This is a genomic window from Erythrobacter sp. CCH5-A1 (assembly GCF_001557115.1).
GTDB lineage: Bacteria > Pseudomonadota > Alphaproteobacteria > Sphingomonadales > Sphingomonadaceae > Erythrobacter.
Map to the genome: position 1 here is coordinate 24,909 of NZ_LSKQ01000023.1, position 20,424 is coordinate 45,332.

Annotated in this window: 20 protein-coding genes; 9 read left to right on the forward strand and 11 right to left on the reverse strand. The window is 67.9% G+C overall.

All coding sequences use genetic code 11. From position 1 onward, the window contains the following. Positions 1–62 precede the first annotated feature (62 nt). Both AX708_RS01415 and pgi read right to left on the reverse strand, forming a co-directional pair. Positions 63–1,646 (reverse strand): DEAD/DEAH box helicase, encoded by a 1,584-nt coding sequence (locus AX708_RS01415; protein ID WP_067489323.1) that lies wholly within the window; start codon positions 1,644–1,646, stop codon positions 63–65. Positions 1,647–2,015: 369 nt separating this feature from the next. Next, positions 2,016–3,560: a glucose-6-phosphate isomerase gene (gene pgi / locus AX708_RS01420; protein WP_067489326.1), complete on the reverse strand. Its 1,545-nt coding sequence runs from the start codon at positions 3,558–3,560 to the stop codon at positions 2,016–2,018. Between the two features lie 49 nt (positions 3,561–3,609). Between pgi and lepB the strand changes: the two genes are divergently transcribed. The 3 genes from lepB (at position 3,610) to era (ending at position 6,133) form a co-directional block, all read left to right on the forward strand. Then, positions 3,610–4,449 carry a signal peptidase I gene (gene lepB / locus AX708_RS01425; protein WP_067489329.1) on the forward strand — a complete coding sequence of 280 codons (840 nt, stop codon included), beginning with the start codon at positions 3,610–3,612 and terminating at the stop codon, positions 4,447–4,449. Continuing rightward, on the forward strand, positions 4,446–5,132 hold the full coding sequence (rnc, locus tag AX708_RS01430; protein ID WP_067489332.1) for a ribonuclease III: 687 nt from the start codon (positions 4,446–4,448) through the stop codon (positions 5,130–5,132). Before lepB ends, rnc begins: the two co-directional genes overlap by 4 nt. Positions 5,133–5,215: 83 nt before the next feature. Beyond that, positions 5,216–6,133 (forward strand): GTPase Era, encoded by a 918-nt coding sequence (gene era / locus AX708_RS01435; protein ID WP_067489335.1) that lies wholly within the window; start codon positions 5,216–5,218, stop codon positions 6,131–6,133. Positions 6,134–6,173: 40 nt separating this feature from the next. Here the strand turns inward: era and AX708_RS01440 are convergent, their stop codons facing one another. The 4 genes from AX708_RS01440 to topA form a co-directional block, all read right to left on the reverse strand. Then, positions 6,174–6,851, reverse strand: a complete 678-nt coding sequence (locus AX708_RS01440) for a lysoplasmalogenase family protein (protein WP_067489338.1) — start codon at positions 6,849–6,851, stop codon at positions 6,174–6,176. A 66-nt stretch (positions 6,852–6,917) separates the two neighbouring features. Then, entirely contained in the window at positions 6,918–7,565 is a 648-nt protein-coding gene (locus AX708_RS21235) for a PleD family two-component system response regulator (RefSeq protein ID WP_255357968.1), read from the reverse strand. A gap of 2 nt (positions 7,566–7,567) precedes the next feature. After that, positions 7,568–7,864: a hypothetical protein gene (locus AX708_RS01450; protein WP_067489340.1), complete on the reverse strand. Its 297-nt coding sequence runs from the start codon at positions 7,862–7,864 to the stop codon at positions 7,568–7,570. 97 nt (positions 7,865–7,961) lie between these two features. Further along, positions 7,962–10,538 (reverse strand): type I DNA topoisomerase, encoded by a 2,577-nt coding sequence (gene topA / locus AX708_RS01455; RefSeq protein WP_067489343.1) that lies wholly within the window; start codon positions 10,536–10,538, stop codon positions 7,962–7,964. Between the two features lie 145 nt (positions 10,539–10,683). Between topA and AX708_RS01460 the strand changes: the two genes are divergently transcribed. Together AX708_RS01460 and AX708_RS01465 are read left to right on the forward strand one after the other, a co-directional pair. Continuing rightward, entirely contained in the window at positions 10,684–11,112 is a 429-nt protein-coding gene (locus tag AX708_RS01460; protein ID WP_067489346.1) for a hypothetical protein, read from the forward strand. A 160-nt stretch (positions 11,113–11,272) separates the two neighbouring features. Beyond that, on the forward strand, positions 11,273–11,827 hold the full coding sequence (locus tag AX708_RS01465) for a superoxide dismutase family protein (RefSeq protein WP_067489349.1): 555 nt from the start codon (positions 11,273–11,275) through the stop codon (positions 11,825–11,827). On the opposite strand, the gene AX708_RS01470 is transcribed toward AX708_RS01465, so the two are convergent. The 3 genes from AX708_RS01470 to plsY are packed head-to-tail and all read right to left on the reverse strand — an operon-like array spanning position 11,817 to position 14,308. Beyond that, the gene (locus AX708_RS01470) at positions 11,817–12,509 is read right to left on the reverse strand and encodes a hypothetical protein (RefSeq protein ID WP_156454508.1); all 693 of its coding nucleotides are present in this window, start codon (positions 12,507–12,509) and stop codon (positions 11,817–11,819) included. The genes AX708_RS01465 and AX708_RS01470 overlap by 11 nt on opposite strands. A 31-nt stretch (positions 12,510–12,540) precedes the next feature. Then, positions 12,541–13,689, reverse strand: a complete 1,149-nt coding sequence (gene dprA / locus AX708_RS01475) for a DNA-processing protein DprA (RefSeq protein ID WP_067489355.1) — start codon at positions 13,687–13,689, stop codon at positions 12,541–12,543. Between the two features lie 16 nt (positions 13,690–13,705). Next, on the reverse strand, positions 13,706–14,308 hold the full coding sequence (gene plsY, locus AX708_RS01480; RefSeq protein WP_067489358.1) for a glycerol-3-phosphate 1-O-acyltransferase PlsY: 603 nt from the start codon (positions 14,306–14,308) through the stop codon (positions 13,706–13,708). A 125-nt stretch (positions 14,309–14,433) separates the two neighbouring features. On the opposite strand from plsY, the gene AX708_RS01485 reads away from it, so the two are divergent. The 4 genes from AX708_RS01485 (at position 14,434) to AX708_RS01500 (ending at position 18,138) form a co-directional block, all read left to right on the forward strand. Further along, the gene (locus AX708_RS01485) at positions 14,434–15,126 is read left to right on the forward strand and encodes a LuxR C-terminal-related transcriptional regulator (RefSeq protein ID WP_067489361.1); all 693 of its coding nucleotides are present in this window, start codon (positions 14,434–14,436) and stop codon (positions 15,124–15,126) included. Positions 15,127–15,161: 35 nt separating this feature from the next. After that, positions 15,162–15,962: a glutamate racemase gene (gene murI / locus AX708_RS01490; protein WP_067489378.1), complete on the forward strand. Its 801-nt coding sequence runs from the start codon at positions 15,162–15,164 to the stop codon at positions 15,960–15,962. Between the two features lie 171 nt (positions 15,963–16,133). Then, entirely contained in the window at positions 16,134–17,354 is a 1,221-nt protein-coding gene (gene hemA / locus AX708_RS01495; RefSeq protein WP_067489381.1) for a 5-aminolevulinate synthase, read from the forward strand. An 85-nt stretch (positions 17,355–17,439) separates the two neighbouring features. Further along, positions 17,440–18,138 (forward strand): nitroreductase, encoded by a 699-nt coding sequence (locus tag AX708_RS01500; RefSeq protein ID WP_067489364.1) that lies wholly within the window; start codon positions 17,440–17,442, stop codon positions 18,136–18,138. On the opposite strand, the gene AX708_RS01505 is transcribed toward AX708_RS01500, so the two are convergent. Together AX708_RS01505 and AX708_RS01510 are read right to left on the reverse strand one after the other, a co-directional pair. After that, complete coding sequence (locus tag AX708_RS01505; RefSeq protein WP_067489367.1) at positions 18,129–19,019, reverse strand: DUF5694 domain-containing protein; 891 nt, start codon at positions 19,017–19,019, stop codon at positions 18,129–18,131. The two genes, AX708_RS01500 and AX708_RS01505, sit on opposite strands and share 10 nt — an antisense overlap. 90 nt (positions 19,020–19,109) lie before the next feature. Then, the gene (locus AX708_RS01510) at positions 19,110–20,144 is read right to left on the reverse strand and encodes a DUF1176 domain-containing protein (RefSeq protein WP_067489371.1); all 1,035 of its coding nucleotides are present in this window, start codon (positions 20,142–20,144) and stop codon (positions 19,110–19,112) included. Positions 20,145–20,424 lie beyond the last annotated feature (280 nt).

The following is a 20,424-nucleotide window of genomic DNA, read 5'->3' on the forward strand; positions in this document are numbered from 1 at the left end:
CGACGGCGGCAACCGTCGGGGCCCGAAATGGCGTATTTCAGACTAAAGTCGAAAGGCGCGGATCAACCCTGCGCGGCGCGGGGACGCCCGCCGCCACCGCCGCCCCGACCGCGGCCGCCGCGACGATTGCCGCCGCCGTTCCCGCCGCCGCCGCCATGGCCCTGCCCCTGCCCTTGGGGACGGCCACCGCCCGGACGACCGCCCGGCCCGGCCTTGGCCGAGGGCTGGCGGCGATCACCCTGCGGGCGGCCTTCGCCCTGCGGCTGCGGACGACGCTCGCCGCGCGGGGCATCGGCATGGCGACGCTCGCCGCCACCGTTCCGGTCATGCTGCGGGCGGCCCTGCGGCTTGCCCTGCTGCGGACGACGCTCGCCTTCCGGACGGCGCTCACCGCGCTGTTCGCCCTGCGGCTTCCGCTGCCCGAGCGGGCGCGCCTGCACCCGCTTCATCGGCTGGCGCGGCGCGGGCTTTTCGGGGCCCTCGCCATCCACCACCGCGCGGAAGTTGTCCGGCAGCGGCAGACGCTCCAGTTCCGCGCCGGTTGTCTTGCGGATGTCCTTGAGGTAGGCGCGCTCGTCCTCTGCACAGAAGGCGATCGCGATCCCGTCCCGACCCGCGCGCGCCGTCCGCCCGATGCGGTGGACATATTGCTCGGGCACGTTGGGCAGCTCGTAGTTGATGACGTGGCTGACGCCCGGAATGTCGATCCCGCGCGCGGCGACATCCGTGGCGATCAGGATCGGCACGCGCGCCTTCCTGAACTCGTCGAGCGCGCGCTGGCGCTGCGGCTGCGACTTGTTGCCGTGGATCGCGTTCGCCTCGATCCCGCTCTGGCTGAGCTTTTTCACCACCCGGTCCGCGCCGTGCTTGGTGCGGGTGAAGATCAGGATCCGCTCGAACTCGCCCGGCACCTGGTGGCGGCGCTGGAGGATCATCTGGAGCAGGCTCAGCTTCTCGTCCTGCTGCACCATGAAGAGATACTGGTCGATACGCTCGGCCGTCGTGCTCTCGGGCGTCACCGAGACCTGCACCGGGTTGTTGCAGAAGCCGCTCACCAGCTCCTTGATCGCCTTGGGCATGGTGGCGCTGAAGAACAGCGTCTGGCGATCCTTGGGGGCGAGCTCGCGGATCTTGCGCAGCGCGTGGATGAAGCCGAGGTCGAGCATCTGGTCGGCCTCGTCGAGCACCAGCACCTCGATGCCCGCAAGGTTGAACGCCTTCTGGTCGACGAGATCGAGCAAGCGGCCCGGGGTCGCCACCAGAATATCGGTCCCGCGGTGGAGCTTGTTGCGATCCTTGCCGACGGACGTGCCGCCGACGATGCACTGCACCTTGAGACCCGCGAGCGCGCCGTAATCCTTGGCGCTGTCGGCGATCTGCACCGCGAGCTCGCGGGTGGGCGCGAGCACCAGCATGCGGCAGGACTTGAACGGGATCGGCTTGTCGGCCTCGCGCAGCCGGTCGATGCTCGGGAGCATGAAGGCAGCGGTCTTGCCGGTGCCGGTCTGCGCGATGCCGAGCAGGTCGCGGCCTTTGAGCACGGCGGGGATCGCCTGCGCCTGGATCGGGGTCGGCGTATTGTAGCCCTTCATGTCGAGGGCCTGGAGCACGGGCTGCGACAGCCCGAGGTCAGCGAAAGTGGTCATGTTGAATAAACTCGCAAATAGTCTGCGACGCGCGCTGGGCTGCCTCGGACGACAAACGTCCACGAGGCACGCCACGCGCGGCGCGGGGGTTGAAACCGCCCGCGTGAAAAGGGAAGTCTTGGGGTAGAACCGAGGCGCGGCCGGGGCGGATTTTTGTCAGAGTTCCGCCGCTTCACGCATGGCTAGCGCGCTTCGATGGCGGCCATGTGGGCGTGACGGCGCGGAAAGTCAATCGAATACGCGATCACCCCGCCCTAACCCTACTCGTCACCCCGTGCTTGACACGGGGCTAGGCTCTTCTTCTTCGCCGCCATAGCAAGTTTAGCCGAACCCCGTGTCAAGCACGGGGCGACTGACGGGGGGTGGGTATCACCCCAGCCCGGCCGCCGCCATCAGCGCCTTGGTCGAAGGATCGAAGTCGCCCTCCCCGCTCTCGATCTGCTTGGCGATCGCCTTGCCGAGCTCGACGCCGAACTGGTCGAAGGGGTTGATCCCCATCAGCACCGCGTTGGCAAAGGTGCGCTGTTCGTGGAAGGCGATCAGCGCGCCCAGCGCCGCCGCGTCGCAATCGTCGAGGAGGAAGGTGGTCGAGGGGCGGTCACCGGAATAGGCGCGCGCGGGGTCGTCCGAGGTCTTGCCCGCCATCAACGCAGCGCCTTGCGCGAGGCAGTTCATCAGCAGGATGCGGTGATGTGCCGGGTCGAGATCGTCGCCGGGCGCGATGCTGGCGATGAAGTCGACAGGGATCAGGTGCGTGCCCTGGTGGAGCAGCTGGAACACCGCGTGCTGCGCGTCGGTGCCCACCCCGCCCCAGGTGATCGGCGCCGTCGGGCCATCCACCGGCTTGCCTTCGGCGGTCACGCTCTTGCCGTTCGATTCCATCTCGAGCTGCTGGAGATAGTCCGGCAGCAGCGCGAGCCGCTCGTCATAGGCGAAGACCGCGCGGGTCTGGCAGCCGCGAAGGCGCGTGTAGTACTGGTCGGCGAAGGCCGCGAGCAGCGGGGCATTGGCGCGGCCCTCGGTGGCGCGGAAGTGGTCGTCCACCGCCTTCGCGCCTGCCAGCATCTGCCGGAACTCGTCCATCCCGATGGCGAGCGCGATGGGAAAGCCGATGCTCGAGAACAGCGAATAGCGCCCGCCGACGCTCTCGGGGAACGGCAGGATCCGGGTCTCGTCCACCCCCCACTCGACCGCCTTGTCGGGCGCGGCGGTCAGCGCGACAACGCGCCCGCCCGGGTCCTCGACGCCGTTGTCGGCGAGCCACTTCAGCGCGCTTGCCGCATTGGTCATGGTCTCGATGGTGGTGAAGGTTTTGGAGGCGACGGCGATCAGCGTGGTTTCCGGATCGCAGGCGCGGAACGCCTGTTCCAGCGCAAGGCCGTCGATGTTGGAGACCACGTGGACATCGACCAGCGCCAGATCGCGGGTCAGTGCGTCGATGGCGAGCGCGGGCCCCAGCGCCGAGCCGCCGATTCCGATCGCGATGCAGTGCTTGATTTCGCCGAGCGCGCCTTCGTGGATTGCCTCGACCAGCATGCCCATGCGCGCGAGCAGCGCCTCGGCCTCCTCGACCGCCGCCGGGGTGCCGCTGCCCCGCAGCGCGCCGTGAGTGGCGGCGCGGCCCTCGGTGGGGTTGACGATCCCGCCGCCGAACAGTTTTTCCCGCGCGGCGGCAAAGCCTGCGGCCTCGGCCAGCGCCTCAAAGGCGGTCAGCGCCTCGTCCGACAGATGGGTCTTGGAAAAGTCGATCTGCATTCCCGCCTCGGCGCTGCTGCCGGGCTCGACCGGCCACGCGATCCGGCGGGTCAGCGCTTCATGGCGGGCGGGGTCGGCAGCGAACAATGCGCCAAGCGTGGGGTGCGGCAATCCGCGCAAAGCTGCCCATGCCGCTGCCGTGTTGCCCGTGTCGCCCATCGCCGTTCCCCTTTGCGCAAGTGTGCGGCTGCGAGTAAGGGCTGGGACGATGGATGTTAAGACCCAATCGCTCGAGGGAACGCCGACCGCCGCAGACGGTGCCCGCACGGGCGATAGCTGGGGCAGCTTCGCGTGGTTCCTGGTCAAGCTGCTGGCGCTGGTGCTGGTGTTCCGCACCTTCGTGTTCTCGCCCTTCTCCATTCCCTCGGAATCGATGCTGCCTCGGCTGATGAACGGCGACTACCTGCTCGCCGCCAAGTGGCCCTACGGCATCTCGCGCCATTCGCTGCCCTTCGATCTGGCACTGCCCGGCGGGCGGCTCCTGCCCGGGACGCCGGCGCGCGGCGACATCGTGATCTTCAAGCACCCCATCGACAACCGCGACTACATCAAGCGCGTGATCGGCCTGCCGGGCGACCGGGTGTCGGTGATGGACGGGCAGCTGGTGCTGAACGGCGTCCGCGTGCCGCGCGTGCCCGCCGCCGACGTGCTCGTCCCGCTCTCGCCCAACACCGGCTGCGCCTGGGGCGGCGCGGCCGAGCCTGCCGCAGAGGGCCAAGGCGAAGTCTGCCGCTACAAGGCTTTTCGCGAGACCCTGCCGAACGGGCGCAGCTATGTGACGCTCGATTTCGGCCCATGGCAGGCCGACGCCTACTCCGAAAGGGTCGTGCCGCCCGGCACCCTGTTCGTGATAGGCGACAACCGCGACAGCTCGATGGACAGCCGCTTCCCCGCCTCCGCCGGCGAGGGCGTGGGCTTCGTCTCGCAGGACCTGCTGGTGGGCCGGGCGGCGGTGATCGTGTGGTCGACCGATGGCAGCGCCGACTGGCTCAATCCCGTCTCGTGGTTTGCCGCCGCACGCTGGGATCGGATCGGGACCGCGCTGTGACCGGCGGCCTCGCCCCCGAGACCCGCGCCTGGCTCGCCGAACAGGGCTTCGCGCCCGGGGCTGACTCGACCTGGCTCGAGGCGCTGACTCACGGCAGCTTCAATGGATCGGGCGCCGAAGCGGCCGATTACCAGCGACTCGAGTTTCTCGGCGACCGCGTCCTCGGCCTGTCGGTCGCCGCCTGGCTGTTCCGCGCGGGCGATGCGCCCGAGGGCCGCCTCTCGCAGCGACTCAACGCGCTCGTCAGCGGGGCGACCTGCGCGCGGATCGCCCGCAGCATCGGCCTGCCCCAGCACATCCGCCTCGGCAAGCAGGCGCGCGAGGATGGTGGGGCGGACAGCGACAAGATCCTCGGCGACGTGATGGAGGCGCTGATCGGCGCCTGCTTCATCACTCACGGCTTCGACGCCGCGCAGGCGCTGATCTACCGCCTGTGGGAAGGCGAGCTCGAGGGTGATGTCGGCAAGGCCAAACACCCCAAGAGCGCGCTGCAGGAATGGGCCGCGGGCAACCGCCGCGCGCCTCCGCTCTATGAAGTCACCGACCGTTCGGGACCCGACCATGCGGCGCGTTTCACCGTGCGCGTCACCGTCCGCAACGTCGGCAGCGCCGAGGCGACCGCCACCAGCAAGGGCGAGGCCGAAAAGCTCGCCGCCAAGGCGTTTCTCGAGCAGTTCGGGTGATTTTGTTCTCTATACGTTTGTGCCTACGGCACAGCTTCGCTTCCACGTGAAAGATTGGCCGCGATGATGCAAGAAGGTTCCTCATGACAGATACGCCCCCCACCCGCTGCGGCGTCGTTGCCGTGCTCGGTGCGCCGAACGCCGGCAAGTCTACCCTTGTGAACGCCCTCGTCGGCCAGAAGGTGGCGATCACCAGCGCCAAGGCGCAGACGACGCGCGCGCGGATGCTCGGGATTGCGCTGCACGAGCTGGAGGGTGTGCCCACCCAGATGATCCTCGTCGACACCCCCGGCATCTTTGCTCCCAAGCGCCGGCTCGACCGCGCGATGGTGAGCGCCGCGTGGGAGGGCGCCGAGGCGGCGGACGCGGTGCTGCTGATGGTCGACCCGATCAAGCAGCGCCGCCATGAACTCGAGCCGCTGCTGGAAACGCTGGCAGGCCGCCCTGAGCGCAAGATCCTCGTCCTCAACAAGGTCGACCGTGCCAAGAAGGAGCCGCTGCTGGTTCTGGCGCAGGAACTCACCGGCAAGGTCAATTTCGCCGAGGTCTTCTTCATCTCGGCCCTCACCGGCGAGGGCGTTCCCGAACTCAAGGACAACCTCGCCAAGCTGATGCCCGAGGGCGACTGGATGTATCCCGAAGACCAGGTCTCGGACGCCTCCGAACGCCTGCTCGCCGCCGAGGTCACCCGCGAGCAGCTCTACCAGCAGCTCCACGAGGAACTGCCCTACGACAGCGCGGTGCGCCCCGAGAAGTACGAGGTGCGCCCCGATGGCTCGGTGGAGATCCACCAGCAGATCGTCGTCACCCGCGACAACCAGCGCGCCATCGTGCTCGGCAAGGGCGGCTCCAAGATCAAGGCGATCGGCGCGGCGGCGCGGGCGGAACTGGCCGAGGTTCTGGGGGTCAAGGTGCACCTGTTTCTGCACGTCAAGGTGCTGGAAAACTGGGCCGAGGACCGGGAGATCTTTGAAGAAATCGGGCTCGATTGGGTGCGGTGATACGATGTAGTCATCCGCCCCTGCCGCGATCAAGCGCCGGCTATCCTCGGTCCGCTGCCACAGCCAGACCGCGCGCCAACAGCGCAAGGCCGCCAAAGTAAGTCAGCCAGGAGAGCCAGCCCCAAATCCTCGGACCCGTTGACGCGGTCATATCCATCACGACAATCGCATCGGACAGGAAGAAGATGGCGTAACCCAGCGCCACCAGCCCCAAGGGCAGCGTACTGCGCGCCGCAAGCGCAGTGGCGATGGCCGAAAACAGCGGGAAGATTGCGAACAGCGGCGATCCGCCGAGCTGCCACACTGTCACCAGGCTCGCCAGCGCCAGAGCCAGCACCACGCCCGTCAGCGCAAGCGCTGGGCCCTTGGCCTGCTGGCGCGGATCAAGTTGCGCAAAGGCGCCCGCCGCGAACAGATGCGCGGCAGTAAACACCACGCCCGAGACTATCGCCTGTCCCACGGCAAGCATCAGATCGGCGAACCAGATCAAGGCGAAGGTCACCGCAAGGCGCTGGAGCCTGGTCCCGCGGGTGGCCAGAAAGGTGCTCACCACCAGCGCTCCGGTCGCCGCGCACTTCCAGCTTACGACAAGCGCGCCCGGCAGATCGGCAAGAAATGCGAATGCCAGCCCCGACCTTGCGGCCGCGCCGAACCAGTAGCCCGTGCCCAGCACAAGGCCGAGGAGCCACAGATAGCGTGCTGTTGAACTCTGATCCATGCCACCCCGACACTGACGTCTGGGGTGAGCTAGACCTCGACAGGAATGATGGCAAGGATCAGGGTCTTACCCCCGCCCCAGCTTCTCCAGCTTGGCCTTCAGCGCCGCCTCGTCGAAGGGCTTGACGATGTAATCATCCGCCCCCGCCGCAATCCCATCATGAATATCCTTTGCCTCGCCGTTCGAGGTGCAGAACACCACCACCGGCTCGCGCGGGGTGGGAATGCTGCGCAGCTTGGTGACGAAGGTGATGCCGTCCATTTCGGGCATGTTCCAGTCGGTCAGCACCAGATCGGGCATCGATTTCTTGCAGCGCGCAAGCGCTTCCTCGCCGTTCTCGGCTTCGACCGGAACATAGCCGAGGCTGATCGCGATCTTGCTCGAGACCTTGCGGATCACGCGGCTGTCGTCGACGATCAGGCAGGTCTTGGCGGCGGCTGCGGGCGCTGGCGTTCCGGCATAGCGGTCGCGCATCGCCTTCGCGGCGGCGACGATGGCGGCGGTGTCGTCAGGATCGACCGCGCTCCCGGTCGCTGCGGCGGCGGGCGCGGCGGGAGCCTCGGGCGCAGCAGAGCCGGCCGCGATCCGCGCGGCATCCTCCTCGGCAGCGGCAGCCAGCATCGCTTCGTTCTGGGCAAGCTTTTCGGCGAGGGTCTTGCCTTCCATCGGCGCGCGGCGCCCCGGGCCGGTCTGGCGCTTGATCAGGTTCTGCATTTCTAGCGCCCCCCGCCCACGGCATAATTCTGCTGGTAGGCCTGCGCGGCGTAATCGTCCGAATAGGGATCGGACTCGATCGACCCGACCATTTCGCCGGGCGTCACGCGGACGTGGAGATAGGGCATCCAGACATCGCCGAATTCGGCCTTCTGGTACCACACGTCGATCACGTCGTAGCTTGCCCACATGCCGTCCGGCTCGCGCAGGCGCAGGCCTTCGCCGATGCGCGGCACCGCGGCAAAGCGGATCCGGCTCTGGGTCTGGTGGGTTTCGTTCTGGACTTCGATTTCGATCACGGCGCAGCCCTCGTCTGGCCGTGGTTCTATCGGGCAAATGCTTTATGTTTGGTCAACGCGCGCAGGCGCAGAGCAGCGTTTTGCGCCGCCCCGCGCCTCACTTCGCCACAGCCGCCGCTTTCTTGGCCGGAGCCTTCTTCTTCGCGGGCGCCTTCTTGGCGGCGGCCTTCTTTGGCGCGGCCTTCTTCTTGCCCTTCTTGGCCGGCGGAGCCTTGGCGGCGCGCGCGTCGATCAACTCGATGGCGGCGGCGAGCGTCACGTCCTCGGGCTTCACGTCGCGCGGAATCGTGGCGTTGGTGGTTCCGTCGGTGACGTAAGGGCCGTAGCGCCCCGGCATGACCTTGATCTCGCCCCCGCTGGTCGGATGTTCGCCGAGCGTCGCGATGGGTTCGGCCTTGACCCGCGCCGCGCCTGGCCCGCCGCGGTTGGCCGCCTCGGCGAGGATCGCGACTGCACGGTTCATGCCGACCTCGAACACCTCGCGGGTGTTGGTCAGCTTGCCGTACTTGCCGTCATGCCGCAGGTATGGTCCGTAACGCCCGATATTGGCTTCGATCTCCAGCCCCGTGTCCGGGTGCGCGCCGATGATGCGCGGCAGATCGAGCAGCTTCACCGCCCAGTCGAGCCCGAAATCGTCGAGGTCCTTGGGGATACTGGCGCGCTTGGCTTCCTTGCCCTCGCCCATCTCGACATAGGGGCCGAAGCGGCCGGTCTTGCGCAGGATGTTCTGGCCCGTTTCGGGGTGCTGGCCGAGGATGCCGTCTTCGGCCCCGCCCTCACCCTCGCCGCCCGGCTGGGCGAATCGGCGGGTGTATTTGCATTCGGGGTAATTGGCGCAGGCGACGAAGGCCCCGAAGCGGCCACCGCGCAAGGAAAGCCGCCCGTTCGCGCGGCCCTCGGCGGCGCAGAGCGGACAGGCGCGCGGGTCGCTGCCGTCCTCCTTGGGCGGGAACAGGAAGTCGGCGAGATATTCGTCGAGCGCCTCGGTCACTTCCGAAGGCATCTTCTCCATCACCTCGTCGGCCTTGGGCTTGAAGTCCTTCCAGAAGCGGGCGAGCAGCGCCTTGTATTCCTCGCGCCCGTCGGAGACGACGTCGAGCTCGTCCTCCATGCCCGCCGTGAAGTCATAGGCGACATAGGTCGGGAAGAAGCGTTCGAGGAAGGCGGTGAGCAGTCGGCCCGATTCCTCGGCGAAGAAACGGTTCTTCTCCATGCGGACATAGGCGCGGTCGCGCAGGGTCTGGATGGTCGAGGCGTAGGTCGAGGGACGGCCGATGCCGAGTTCCTCGAGCCGCTTCACGAGGCTCGCCTCGGAGAAGCGCGGCGGCGGCTGGGTGAAGTGCTGCGTGGCTTCGACACTGCGCTTGGCGGGCGTGTCCCCCGCCTTCATCGCCGGGAGCAGGCCGCCGTCTTCATCCTCGCTGTCGTCGAAGCCTTCCTGATAGACCGCGAGAAACCCGGGGAACTTCACCACCTGCCCCGTGGCGCGCAGCTCGTGCTGCCCCGTGGCATCGCGCAAAGTGACGGTGGTGCGCTCGAGCTGCGCGTTCGCCATCTGGCTCGCCATCGCGCGCTTGAAGATGAGGTCGTAGAGCTTGCCCTCGTCGCCGGTCCCTGCCCGTTCACGGCTGAAATCGGTCGGGCGGATCGCCTCGTGGGCTTCCTGCGCGTTCTTGGCCTTGGTGCTGTAGAAGCGCGGCTTTTCGGGGAGATAGGCGGCATCGTAACGAGCCTTGATCGCATCGCGCAGCGCCATGATGGCACCGGGGTCCATCTGCACGCCGTCGGTGCGCATATAGGTGATCGCGCCCGCCTCGTAGAGGCTCTGCGCAAGCCGCATGGTGTGCTGCGCCGAGAACCCGAGTTTTCGCGCGGCCTCCTGCTGCAAGGTCGAGGTGGTGAAGGGCGGCGCGGGGTTGCGCTTGACCGGCTTGGTCTCGACGCCCTCGACCGTGAAGCGGCCGGCCCCAACCGCCGCCTTGGCCTCCATCGCGATGCCCTGTTCGCCGAGGCTCAGCTTCTCCAGCTTCACGCCCTTGAACTTGACGAGGCGCGCGTCGAAATCCGTGCCGTCGTGCTGCATCTTCGCCAGCACTGACCAGTATTCCTCCGCCCGGAAGGCCTCGATCTCGCGCTCGCGCTCGACGATCAGGCGCAGCGCCACCGACTGCACGCGGCCGGCGCTCTTGGCACCGGGGAGCTTCCTCCACAGCACCGGCGAGAGCGTGAAGCCGAACAGGTAGTCGAGCGCCCGGCGCGCGAGGTAGGCATCGATCAAGGGCTTATCGAGCTCGCGGGGCTTTGCCATCGCCTCGGTCACCGCGGTCTTGGTGATCGCGTTGAAGGTCACGCGGTCGACCTGCTTGGGCAGCGCCTTGCGCTTGGCCAGCAGCTCCTGCACGTGCCAGCTGATCGCCTCGCCCTCGCGGTCGGGGTCGGTCGCCAGCACGAGGCGCGAGGCGCCCTTGGCGGCGTCGGCGATTTCCTTGAAGCGGCTCTGCTTGTCGCGGTAGAGTTCCCACTCCATCGCGAAATCCGCCTCGGGATCGACGCTGCCATCCTTCGCCGGCAGATCGCGGACATGGCCATAGGAGGCGAGGACCTTGAAGTCCTTGCCCAGATACTTCTCGATTGTTTTGGCCTTGGCGGGGGATTCGACGATGACGAGCTGCATGGGGCTGGGAGGAGGTCCTTACGTGTGTACGCGCGAGGGTGGCGAGGAAGCGTTGGCCAAGTCAAGCGAGGCTTGCGCGCGGCCAGGGCCCGTGGGATATGGGCCGCGGGGGCCATGCGGCCGCTTACCTAGGGGGGAATGATATATGCGCAAGATGGTGTTTGCCGCGCTCGCGGCGCTGGTGGTTCCGGCAGTGGCAGTTCCGGCACTGGCAGGGGCAGCGCTCGCCCAGACCGCCGAGCAGACCGCCGCCGTGTGCAAGGGCGATGTCACCCGCGTGCGGCTCTCCAAGCTGAAGCCCGGCGCGAGCATGGCCGATTTCGATGCGGCGGTCGCCGCGCATGTCGCATGGTACAAGGCCAAGGGCTACAAGCTCACCCAGACGGTCGCTCCGGTGCTGGTATGGAAGGACGGCGCGCCCACCGTCTCGCCCGACGAGGTGATGACCTTCGCCACCGGCGACAATGTCCCGCGCGACAAGCAGGACGCGGGCTGGGCCGCCTTCGTCGCCAAGTATCGCGCCGTTTCGGAGATCGTCACCGAGAAGGTGATCTGCATGCCCAAGCACCACTGATGGGGCCGGGCGCAGGTGGTGGTGAGGGTTGGAAAGCCCTCGCGCCGACAGGGAGGCAGGATCGCTTGGCCGGTTGGCGCGCCCGCCCTGCCGCGCGCGCGTGGAACCTGGCCCGGCGGATGGTGTTTCCCCCGGACTGTACATGAAGGAGCACCTGCCGATGAAGCGTCTCGCCCGCCCCGCCCTCGCCGCCGCGCTGGCCGCAGGCGCGCTCGCCGCCCCGATCGCCGCGCATGACCACGGCGACGCCGCCGATGGCGCAACCGTCGCCGCGATGAAGCTCGCCGACGGGACCGATGTCGGCACCATCAGCTTCACTCAGACCGAGCACGGGGTGGTGGTATCGGTCGCGGTCAAGGGGCTGCCGGCGGGCAAGCACGGCCTCCACATCCACACGGTCGGCGCCTGCACGCCCGATTTCATGGCGGCCGGCGGCCACTTCAACCCCGCCGGAACCGAGCACGGCTTCCACGCCCCCGGCGGCTATCACGCGGGCGACCTCCCCAACCTCGACGTCGCCGCCGACGGCACCGCGACGGCCGAGTTCTTCGTCCCCGACGTAACCATTCACGGCCCGGCAAGCGAAGCCCTGCCCCACACGCTCCACGACGAAGACGGCGCGTCGATCATGATCCACGCGGCGACCGACGACTACAAGACCATGGCCTCGAGCGGCGGGCGTCAGGCATGCGGGGTGATTGTGGCTAAGGGGTGATACTGGTGGCGGCGTCCGCCTCGGTCTCTTGGGTGGAATCCTGGCCGAGCAGGAGGCTATAGGCCGCGATTCCGTACACCGTCATCCCCGCAAAGCCGATCGAGGCGACCGCGTTGCAGAACACCGAGAGCAGGATGATACCCGTCCGGCCCAGATGCTCGTAAACGAAGGTGTTGGCGAAAGGGGCGAGCGCCGCGATGGCGGCGAGGGCCAGTGGCAGCATCATCGCCGCCGCCAGCGGTCCTTGCCACGGCTCCGTACGCTGCCAGCTCCACGTCATTGCCGACAAGACGCCGTCCCGCGTCATCAGCGCCCGAGAATAGGCGGGAAGCCAGCGCATCAGCAGGTAGAGCCCCGGCAAAAGCAGCGCGATCAGCCCGACCGCCACCGGGATCGCAATGACGAGGCCGAGAACGAAATAGGTGCCGATTCCGGTCCGCAAACCGCCTGCTGTCAATCCGCCGCGCTGCATCATCGCAAGGAACATGAGATAGCCCAGCCCCCAGTCGAAGAAGCTCGCCCAGAGATAGGCGACCGTCTTGTCGGGGGTGTTGATGTCGAGCAGCACATAGGGCGTGCTTGCGAACACGACATAGCCGGCGATGACGCCGGCAGCCCCGCCGGCCAGCCGCCGCTGTTCGGCCATCATCCGTTCGAGAAACCCGCGCGCGTCCCTTTCCAATACCTGTCTCCTGCAATCCGTCCCGGGCCGGTTATGCCCGCCGCACCGTGCCGTCCGCCTCGCGCACCAGCTCGCCTGCCAGTTCCAGTTCGAGCAGCGCCATGTGCACCTCCGCCGGGCTCGCTTCGGTCTGGCGGATCAGCTCGTCGACTTCGACCGGGGCGTTGGTGATGAGGTGCGCGATGTCGTGGCTGAGATCGGCGCGGGCCTCGCCCCAGTCGAGCTTGGCGAGTTCGGCGTAGTCGAAGTCCGACGGGCTGTCGGCGACGCGGAACCGCGAACGCGGCGCTCCCGTAAAACTCTGGAGCAGCTCGACCACCTCGGCGGGCGTCTGCACCAGCACCGCGCCCTCGCGGATCAGCTGGTTGCAGCCGAGGCTCCTCGCATCGAGCGGCGAGCCGGGGATCGCCATGACCTCGCGCCCCGCCTCGCCCGCCAGCCTTGCAGTGATGAGGCTGCCCGATTGCGGCGCGGCCTCGACCACCAGCGTGCCGCTCGCGAGGCCTGCAATGATTCGGTTGCGTGAGGGGAAATGCCGCCCGCGCGGCTCGGTGCCGGGGGGCTGTTCGGCGATCAGCAGGGCTTCTTGCGCGATGCGCTCCTGCAACTCGGTGTGTTGCGGGGGGTAGGCGATGTCGATGCCGCTGGCGATCACGCCGATGGTCTGCGGGAAGGCGCCCTCGTGCGCGGCGCCGTCGATCCCGCGCGCGAGGCCCGAGACGACGGTGAACCCCGCCTCGGCCAGCGCCGCGGAAAAATCGCGCGCGAGCTTGACGGCCGCGGCACTGGCATTGCGCGCACCGACCAGCGCCACACAGGGGGCGCTGGCCAGCGCGAGGTTGCCCCGGCAGGTCACGATCGGCGGCGCGCTGTCGAGCTCGCCCAAAAGCGCAGGATAATCGGGCTGGTCGTGAAACAGGTAGCGCGCCCCCGCCGCGCGCACGGCGAGGATCTCGCGCTCGATGCTCTGCGCATTGGCCGGGCGATAGGCACGCCCGCCCCGGCTCGCGAGATCGGGCAGCGCATCGAGCGCCGCTGCCGCCGTGCCGAAGCGGGCGAGCAGCTGGCGGTAACTGATGGGGCCGATATTGGGCGAGCGCAGCAGGCGGATGCGCGCGAAGGCCTCTGCCTGAGTCAATTTCGACTCTGAGAGCGTTGGCTGCGACCCCGTGCTCTCCATCAGATGCGGCCCCGCGTCACGGCTTGGCCGAAGAGGAGCCCACGCGCGGCTCCTCCCCCCGCATCAGCCGGCCGATGTTGGCGCGGTGCTGGACGATCACGATCGCGGCAATGGCGATCAGCGGCGGGATCACCTGGCCGTAGCCGAGGCCCCATGCCACCAGCGGCGCGGCCACCACGCTCACCAGCGAGGAGACCGACGAAATCCGGCTCAGGAACAGCGTCAGCCCCCAGATCGCGGCGCAGGCGAGCATCGCGGGCCAGGCCAGCGCGGCCAAGGCACCGGCCGCGCTCGCAAAGCCCTTACCGCCCTTGAAGGCGAGCCAGGGCGTGAAGCAGTGCCCGGCGACCGCCGCGACGGCCGCGATCCCTTCCGTAAGTCCGTCGGGATGGGGCCAGAACGCCTTGGCGACCAGCACCGGGATCACCGCCTTCAACGCATCGAGCAGCACGGTCGCCGCCGCCAGCCCCTTGTTGCCGGTGCGCAGCACATTGGTCGCGCCGATGCTGCCGCTGCCGATCTTCCTCACATCCCCCAGCCCCGCCGCGCGGGTGAGGATCAGGCCGAAGGGGATCGAGCCCAGGGCAAAGCCCAGCAAAGCAGCGAAAAACGGTTCCATGCGAACCCCATAGCGCCCCCCTCGCGATTCGCCCAAGCCCATGTATTCGCCGCAGGCACGACCGACGCGCGGGTACGGTCCGACCATACTTTCGCGTGTCTTTGCGTGCCGCTAGTCTGGCTACCATGACCGCGAGTGATACCATCTGCCGCCTGACCGAGCGCGAGAAGGAAGTGCTGCGCGCGTGGCTGGCGCACAAGTCGGCCAAGGAGATCGCAATCGATCTCGGCATTACGCACCACGCGGTTGAGAAGCGTCTGAAGATGGCGCGGACCAAGCTGGGCGCTGCAACCTCGCTGGAAGCGGCGCGGATGCTGGCCGAGGCGGAGGGGGCTTCGGACGGGTATGGTCAGGCCGTAACCGCTCCGCCGGACCTTCCAGAGTACCCCACCCCGCTGCCATCCCGGCGATACCGACCCATCATCCTTGGAGGTATTGCCATGTTGACCCTGACCGTTCTGGGGCTTGCCCTCGCTGCCGCCTACCCCTCTGCCGAGCCGACCGAAATTGAGGTCGACGGCAATTTCGAGCGGGTGTTCGCCTATCTCGACCGCAACAAGAGCGGCTATCTTGAGAGCCCGGAATCGCCCTTTGTCGCCATCGCGTTCGTCGACCCCAATGGCGGGGACTCGCGCGAAGGCAGCGCCGTCATCGGCAACAGCGACGATCCCGCCCAGGTCACCGAGTTCTACACCGCAGCCGATACCGACCGCGACGGGCGCGTATCCTTTGCCGAATACGAGGCCTGGAGCGAAGCGCGCTGGGCGGAACTCGGCATCGAGCTCAAGACCATCATCAAGGTTCTCCCGGACAGTTGACCTCGGGCGGCGGCTCGGCCATCGCCTCGCCTGCCATGGCCGACCCTGCTGCCCCGATCCTGCTGTTCGATTCCGGCGTGGGCGGGCTCACGGTCTATGACGCGTTGCGCAAGGTCATGCCGGATGCCCCGGTGATCTACGCCGCCGACCTTGCCGGCCTTCCTTACGGCAACAAGACCGAGGCGCAGATCGCCGCGCGGGTGGCGGGATTGCTCGGGCGCATGGCCGAGCGCTGGCAGCCGCGGCTCGCCTGCATCGCCTGCAACACCGCCTCCACCATCGCGCTCGGCATGGTGCGCGACGTGCTCGAGATCCCGGTGGTCGGCACCGTCCCCGCGATCAAGCCTGCCGCTGCGCTCACGCAGACCGGCACCATCGGCCTCGTCGGCACCGAGGCGACGATCCGCCAGCGCTATGTCGACGATCTCGAGACGCAGTTTGCCCAGGGCAAGCGCCTGCTGCGCGTGGCTGCACCGGGGCTGGTGCAAGCCGCCGAAGCCAAGCTGCGCGGGGGCTCGGTCGATCGGGCGCTGATCGCCGATGTCCGCGACCGCCTGACCGCGATGGCGGGCGATGGCAGCATTGACACGCTGGTGCTTGCCTGCACCCACTTCCCGCTGCTTTCCGACGAATTGGCCGCCGCTTTCGGGCCTGACGTGGCTCAGGTCGACGGCGCGGCAGGCATCGCGCGGCGCATCGCCCACCTGCTTGAAGGGCAGAGCTTCGCGCCCTCCCCCGGCCCCAACCGCTTCGTCGTCACCGGGCCGCTCGCCGGGGCAGCAGGCCTCGAGGGGGCCCTCGCCGCACGCGGCTTCGGGAGCCCGGAAGCGTTCTGACTGGCGCAAGTCCCCTTGCGAAACACTCGCAAAGATCGCGGTGGAAAATGCGCCGCCGCACCCTTAAATACCGCCGAAACTTTCCGCCTTCTGGCTCGTTGTGGCGGGACAAAAGCAAGGCAGGAACCGCGTCCGCCCCGCCATGGCGGCCGCGACATGAGCGAGACGCGAGTGAACTACGACCAGATCTTCGATTCCGCGATCGACCGGCTGCACGAAGAGGGCCGTTACCGCGTCTTCATCGACATCATGCGCAACAAGGGCGCCTATCCCAACGCCCGCTGCTTTCACGGGCACAACGGCCCCAAGCCGATCACCGTGTGGTGTTCGAACGACTACCTGTGCATGGGGCAGCACGACAAGGTGATCGGCGCGATGGAAGCCGCGCTTCACGATGTCGGCGCAGGCTCGGGCGGCACGCGCAACATCGGCGGCAACACGCACCTGCATGTCGAGCTCGAGCAGGAACTCGCCGACCTCCACGGCAAGGACGCGGCGCTGCTGTTCACCAGCGGCTATGTCTCGAACGACGCGACGCTCTCGACGCTGGCCAAATTGCTGCCTAGCTGCGTGATCTTCTCCGACGAGCTCAATCACGCCAGCATGATCGCCGGCATCCGTAATTCGGGCTGCGAGAAGAAGGTCTTTCGCCACAATGACGTGGCCCACCTCGAGGAACTGCTGGCGAGCGTGCCGGAGGGCACCCCCAAGCTGATCGCCTTCGAAAGCGTCTATTCGATGGACGGCGACGTCGCTCCGATCCACGCGATCTGCGACTTGGCCGAAAAGTACAACGCGCTGACCTATATCGACGAGGTCCACGCGGTCGGCATGTATGGCGCGCGCGGCGGAGGGATTTCGGAGCGCGACGGCGCGGCGCACCGGATCGACATCATCGAAGGCACGCTCGGCAAGGCGTTCGGGGTGATGGGCGGCTACATCGCCGCGAGCGCCAAGGTGGTGGACTGCATCAGGAGCTACGCGCCGGGCTTCATCTTCACGACCTCGCTCTCGCCGGTGCTGGTCGCGGGCGTGCTCGCCTCGGTGCGGCACCTCAAGGAGAGCAGCGTCGAGCGCAACGCCCAGCAGCGCGCCGCCGCGCTCCTCAAGCTGAAGTTCGCCGAGGCGGGCCTGCCGGTGATGGACTCGGTCACCCACATCGTCCCGCTGATGGTCGGCGATCCGGTGCGCGCCAAGAAGATCAGCGACATCCTGCTGGCCGAATACGGCGTCTATGTGCAGCCGATCAACTTCCCCACCGTCCCCCGCGGCACCGAACGCCTGCGCTTCACGCCGGGACCGCACCACACCGACGACATGATGGACGAGCTGACCGCGGCGCTGGTCGAAATCTGGGACCGGCTGGAGCTGGGGCTCGCCGAGGCGGCATAGCCGCTCCGCTCTGCCGTAGCGTCCTTTGAGAGCGGCCGGTGCTGCGCTAACCCCTGCCCCGAGACAGATTCGGGAGAGAGCAGACATGGGCGGCACGCCTGACCAGACTTACGCCGAGGTCGTCCTCGGGCGGCGCAGCATTCGCGGATACCTCGACAAGCCCGTGCCGCGCGCGCTGATCGAGGAGATCCTGGCGATGGCGATGCGCTCGCCGACCTCGATGAACACCCAGCCCTGGCACTTCCACGTCATCACCGGCGCGCCATTGGATCGCATCCGCAAGGGCAACACCGAGAACATCCTTGCCGGCGTCCCCGACAGCCGCGAATTCCGTCGCAGCGAGGCCTTCGCGGGCGTCCACCGCGAGCGGCAGGTCGAGGTCGCCAAGCAGCTCTTCGGCGCAATGGGGATCGCCCGTGACGACGCCGCTGCCCGACAGGACTGGGTGCTGCGCGGCTTCCGCCAGTTCGACGCGCCGGTCTGCGTGATCGTCACCTACGACCGCGAGCTTTCCGGCAGCGACGACACCGCCTTCGATTGCGGCGCGGTGACGACCGCGCTGGTCAACGCGGCATGGTCCAGGGGCCTTGGCTGCGTGATCAACTCGCAAGGCATCATGCAGAGCCCCGTGGTGCGCGAACACGCCGGCATCCCCGATGATCAGGTGATCATGAAGGCGGTCGCCATGGGTTGGCCCGATCCGGACTTCCCCGCCAACGCGGTCGTCTCGCTGCGCAAGAGCGTCGAGGAAGCAGCGCGCTTCGTGGGGTTCGATCAGGGCTGAGGAGTGGCGGGCCGCGAACGCTCGGCCGCTCGATCAAGATAGGGCATGGCTTCGACAAGTTCGAAGCCCGGCACGTGTTCGACGAAATGCCGCAGCCATGTGGCATGACCGCTGCCCGCAAGGACGACGATCCGGTCACCCGGCTGCGCCACCATGGCGATCTTGGCGAACATCTTTGCGTTGCGCATGTACCAGTAGGCGTTGAGCTGCGCGCCGGGTTGCTGGTTGCCGTCGCCGAAGCGGAGCAGCGCATAGTAGATCCGGTAGTGCATCAGCGCCAATGCCGCGCCGTCATTGTGCTCGAAGAGCGATTCGGCGATCGACTGCCTTGCCAGTTGTCCCTGCTGCTCTTTGGTCATCGCCTCGACCTGGGCAAACACCGCCGCAAGATCGCCCATCATTCCGTTCGCCGCGGCGAAGGCCTGCACTTCGCCGATCGGGAAGTAGTCGGGCTCGCCCTCGCCCCCGCGCTCGTCATAGCCATAGACAGCCTTATGGCCGAGCTGCCGCGCGAGGCGAAAGCCGATCTGCACGCTCTCGCTGCGCGATGTCTTCAGCAACGCCTCCGTCTCTGCAAAGGCAGGCAATGCGAGCATCGGCGGCACAGCCTCGTCCTCGACCATGATCCTGGTGGGGGCCCATGCGGCAAGACTGTCTGCCAGATCGGCAATCTCCGCCTGCCGCCTGGGCGCGAGGACATCATCCACTTCGACATTGGCCACGTCGAGGCCGGGATTGGCGAAATGATATGTGCCGAGGATCATGACCTGCACAGGCTCGGAAGCGCGATCGGACGCTGCTTGCGGTCCCGGCGCGTCTTCAGCCCAGACCGGCGCAGCAAACAGTGCCGCGATCCCGGCCAATATCGTCAGCCACTTCATGCTCCGCCCTCCGTTGGTGCATTGCTGCATTAATACACCAAGATGGATCGAGAACAAGGCCGCGCCTCGCGGAACCGGTGAAGTCAGCGCCTAGTCCGCTCCCTCGAGCGGCGCGTTCGCGGTCTGCCAGCGCGTCATCCACGTTCCCGGCGGCGCACCCCGGCATTCGTCGAGCGCGGCGAAATACGCGAGCCGGAACACCGCCCCGTCCCACGCCCAGGATGCCGCACGCCCGCAATCGGCGAGCCCCCGGCCCTTGGCCCATTCCCCCAGCAGCCGGCTCTCAGGATCGTAGCTGGCGCTGGTCAGGAGGAAGGACCAGTAACCCTCGATCTCTTTCGGCAAGGCCTGGGCCTGCTCGATCACCGCAGGTGTCCAGCGCCCCGCCTCGTCGATCACCACGATCACCGATGGGCCCTGATAGGCGCCCAGATAGCAGCCGACGATCCCGAGGGTATGCGCCGCATCGAGCCGGTAGGTGTTGGCGACGGTTTCGGGTGGCACATCGCCATCACAATCGCCGAGCGCGCGGATCGCGGTCACATCGGTCGGCGTGAGAATGCGGGGCGGAGCGGCGGAGACGGGCGGCTGGGCAATGCGCGGCAGCGCCGGTCTCGCGGGGACGGCGCTTGCCGGAGCGCGCCCGCGCGCGACAATTGCGGTGACGGTGCCTGCGCGCCTCTGCCGGTCGTCGATCCAGCGTAGGCCCGCGCTCGCGCCGCTGGTGGGGAGCGTGCCGATGACCGCGCCGCCGCGCGCGGCGACCTCGACCTTGCGCGCCCGTGCAAGCGCGGCGAGGAAGGCGGCGGGATCGCCGGTCAGCAACCCGTCAACATCGAAACCGAAGGGCGCCGCCTGCCCGTCGACCAGAACGCCCACAGCGGCCACAGGGTCTCCGAAGATGGGGGTAGCCTCGACCACGGGGACGGCGTCGGCCGCGCCGCCGCGCACAACGTGGATCACCCAGTTGTCGCCGGTCTCGTCCGCTTCGACGGCGGCCACCGCTTCGCAGCGCCGGGTGTTGTCGCAGGCCACGCTCCAGTCCTTGAACTGGGCTGCGGGCGGGACGGGTGCGACCGGCAGGAGCACGGCGGATGCGGCGGCAAGGAGCGGGGCGAGGAGCATGAGGCCAATGTGCCATTGGGCCCGGCCTGCGGCAACCGCGCCGCACGGCGGGGAGCACGGCCTCGCCCGTCCCCGCCCGCTCATTTCCGGTGCGCATCACTTTTGACAGGCCAAGCGGCGCATTTGTCGCTATGGCGCGCCCTTGATTGTGCGGGGTGACAGCCGCATCGGCTCCTCCCCCCTCGGCAATCCGCCCGATTCAGCGCCCCTGCGCAGGCCGCGTGCCGTTCCAAGAAAAGTGCCCTCCCCATGACCTGTCTCTTATACACATCTCCGAGCC

Coding starts and splice junctions, on each gene's coding strand:
- murI (WP_067489378.1), top strand. CDS start 15,162: ATGGCCGACCCTGCTGCCCCGATCCTGCTGTTCGATTCCGGCGTGGGC.
- AX708_RS01505 (WP_067489367.1), bottom strand. CDS start 19,019: ATGAAGTGGCTGACGATATTGGCCGGGATCGCGGCACTGTTTGCTGCG.
- AX708_RS01510 (WP_067489371.1), bottom strand. CDS start 20,144: ATGCTCCTCGCCCCGCTCCTTGCCGCCGCATCCGCCGTGCTCCTGCCG.
- lepB (WP_067489329.1), top strand. CDS start 3,610: ATGGATGTTAAGACCCAATCGCTCGAGGGAACGCCGACCGCCGCAGAC.
- AX708_RS01440 (WP_067489338.1), bottom strand. CDS start 6,851: ATGGATCAGAGTTCAACAGCACGCTATCTGTGGCTCCTCGGCCTTGTG.
- AX708_RS01485 (WP_067489361.1), top strand. CDS start 14,434: ATGACCGCGAGTGATACCATCTGCCGCCTGACCGAGCGCGAGAAGGAA.
- AX708_RS01415 (WP_067489323.1), bottom strand. CDS start 1,646: ATGACCACTTTCGCTGACCTCGGGCTGTCGCAGCCCGTGCTCCAGGCC.
- pgi (WP_067489326.1), bottom strand. CDS start 3,560: ATGGGCGACACGGGCAACACGGCAGCGGCATGGGCAGCTTTGCGCGGA.
- AX708_RS21235 (WP_255357968.1), bottom strand. CDS start 7,565: ATGCAGAACCTGATCAAGCGCCAGACCGGCCCGGGGCGCCGCGCGCCG.
- plsY (WP_067489358.1), bottom strand. CDS start 14,308: ATGGAACCGTTTTTCGCTGCTTTGCTGGGCTTTGCCCTGGGCTCGATC.
- dprA (WP_067489355.1), bottom strand. CDS start 13,689: ATGGAGAGCACGGGGTCGCAGCCAACGCTCTCAGAGTCGAAATTGACT.
- topA (WP_067489343.1), bottom strand. CDS start 10,538: ATGCAGCTCGTCATCGTCGAATCCCCCGCCAAGGCCAAAACAATCGAG.
- AX708_RS01465 (WP_067489349.1), top strand. CDS start 11,273: ATGAAGCGTCTCGCCCGCCCCGCCCTCGCCGCCGCGCTGGCCGCAGGC.
- AX708_RS01500 (WP_067489364.1), top strand. CDS start 17,440: ATGGGCGGCACGCCTGACCAGACTTACGCCGAGGTCGTCCTCGGGCGG.
- era (WP_067489335.1), top strand. CDS start 5,216: ATGACAGATACGCCCCCCACCCGCTGCGGCGTCGTTGCCGTGCTCGGT.
- AX708_RS01460 (WP_067489346.1), top strand. CDS start 10,684: ATGCGCAAGATGGTGTTTGCCGCGCTCGCGGCGCTGGTGGTTCCGGCA.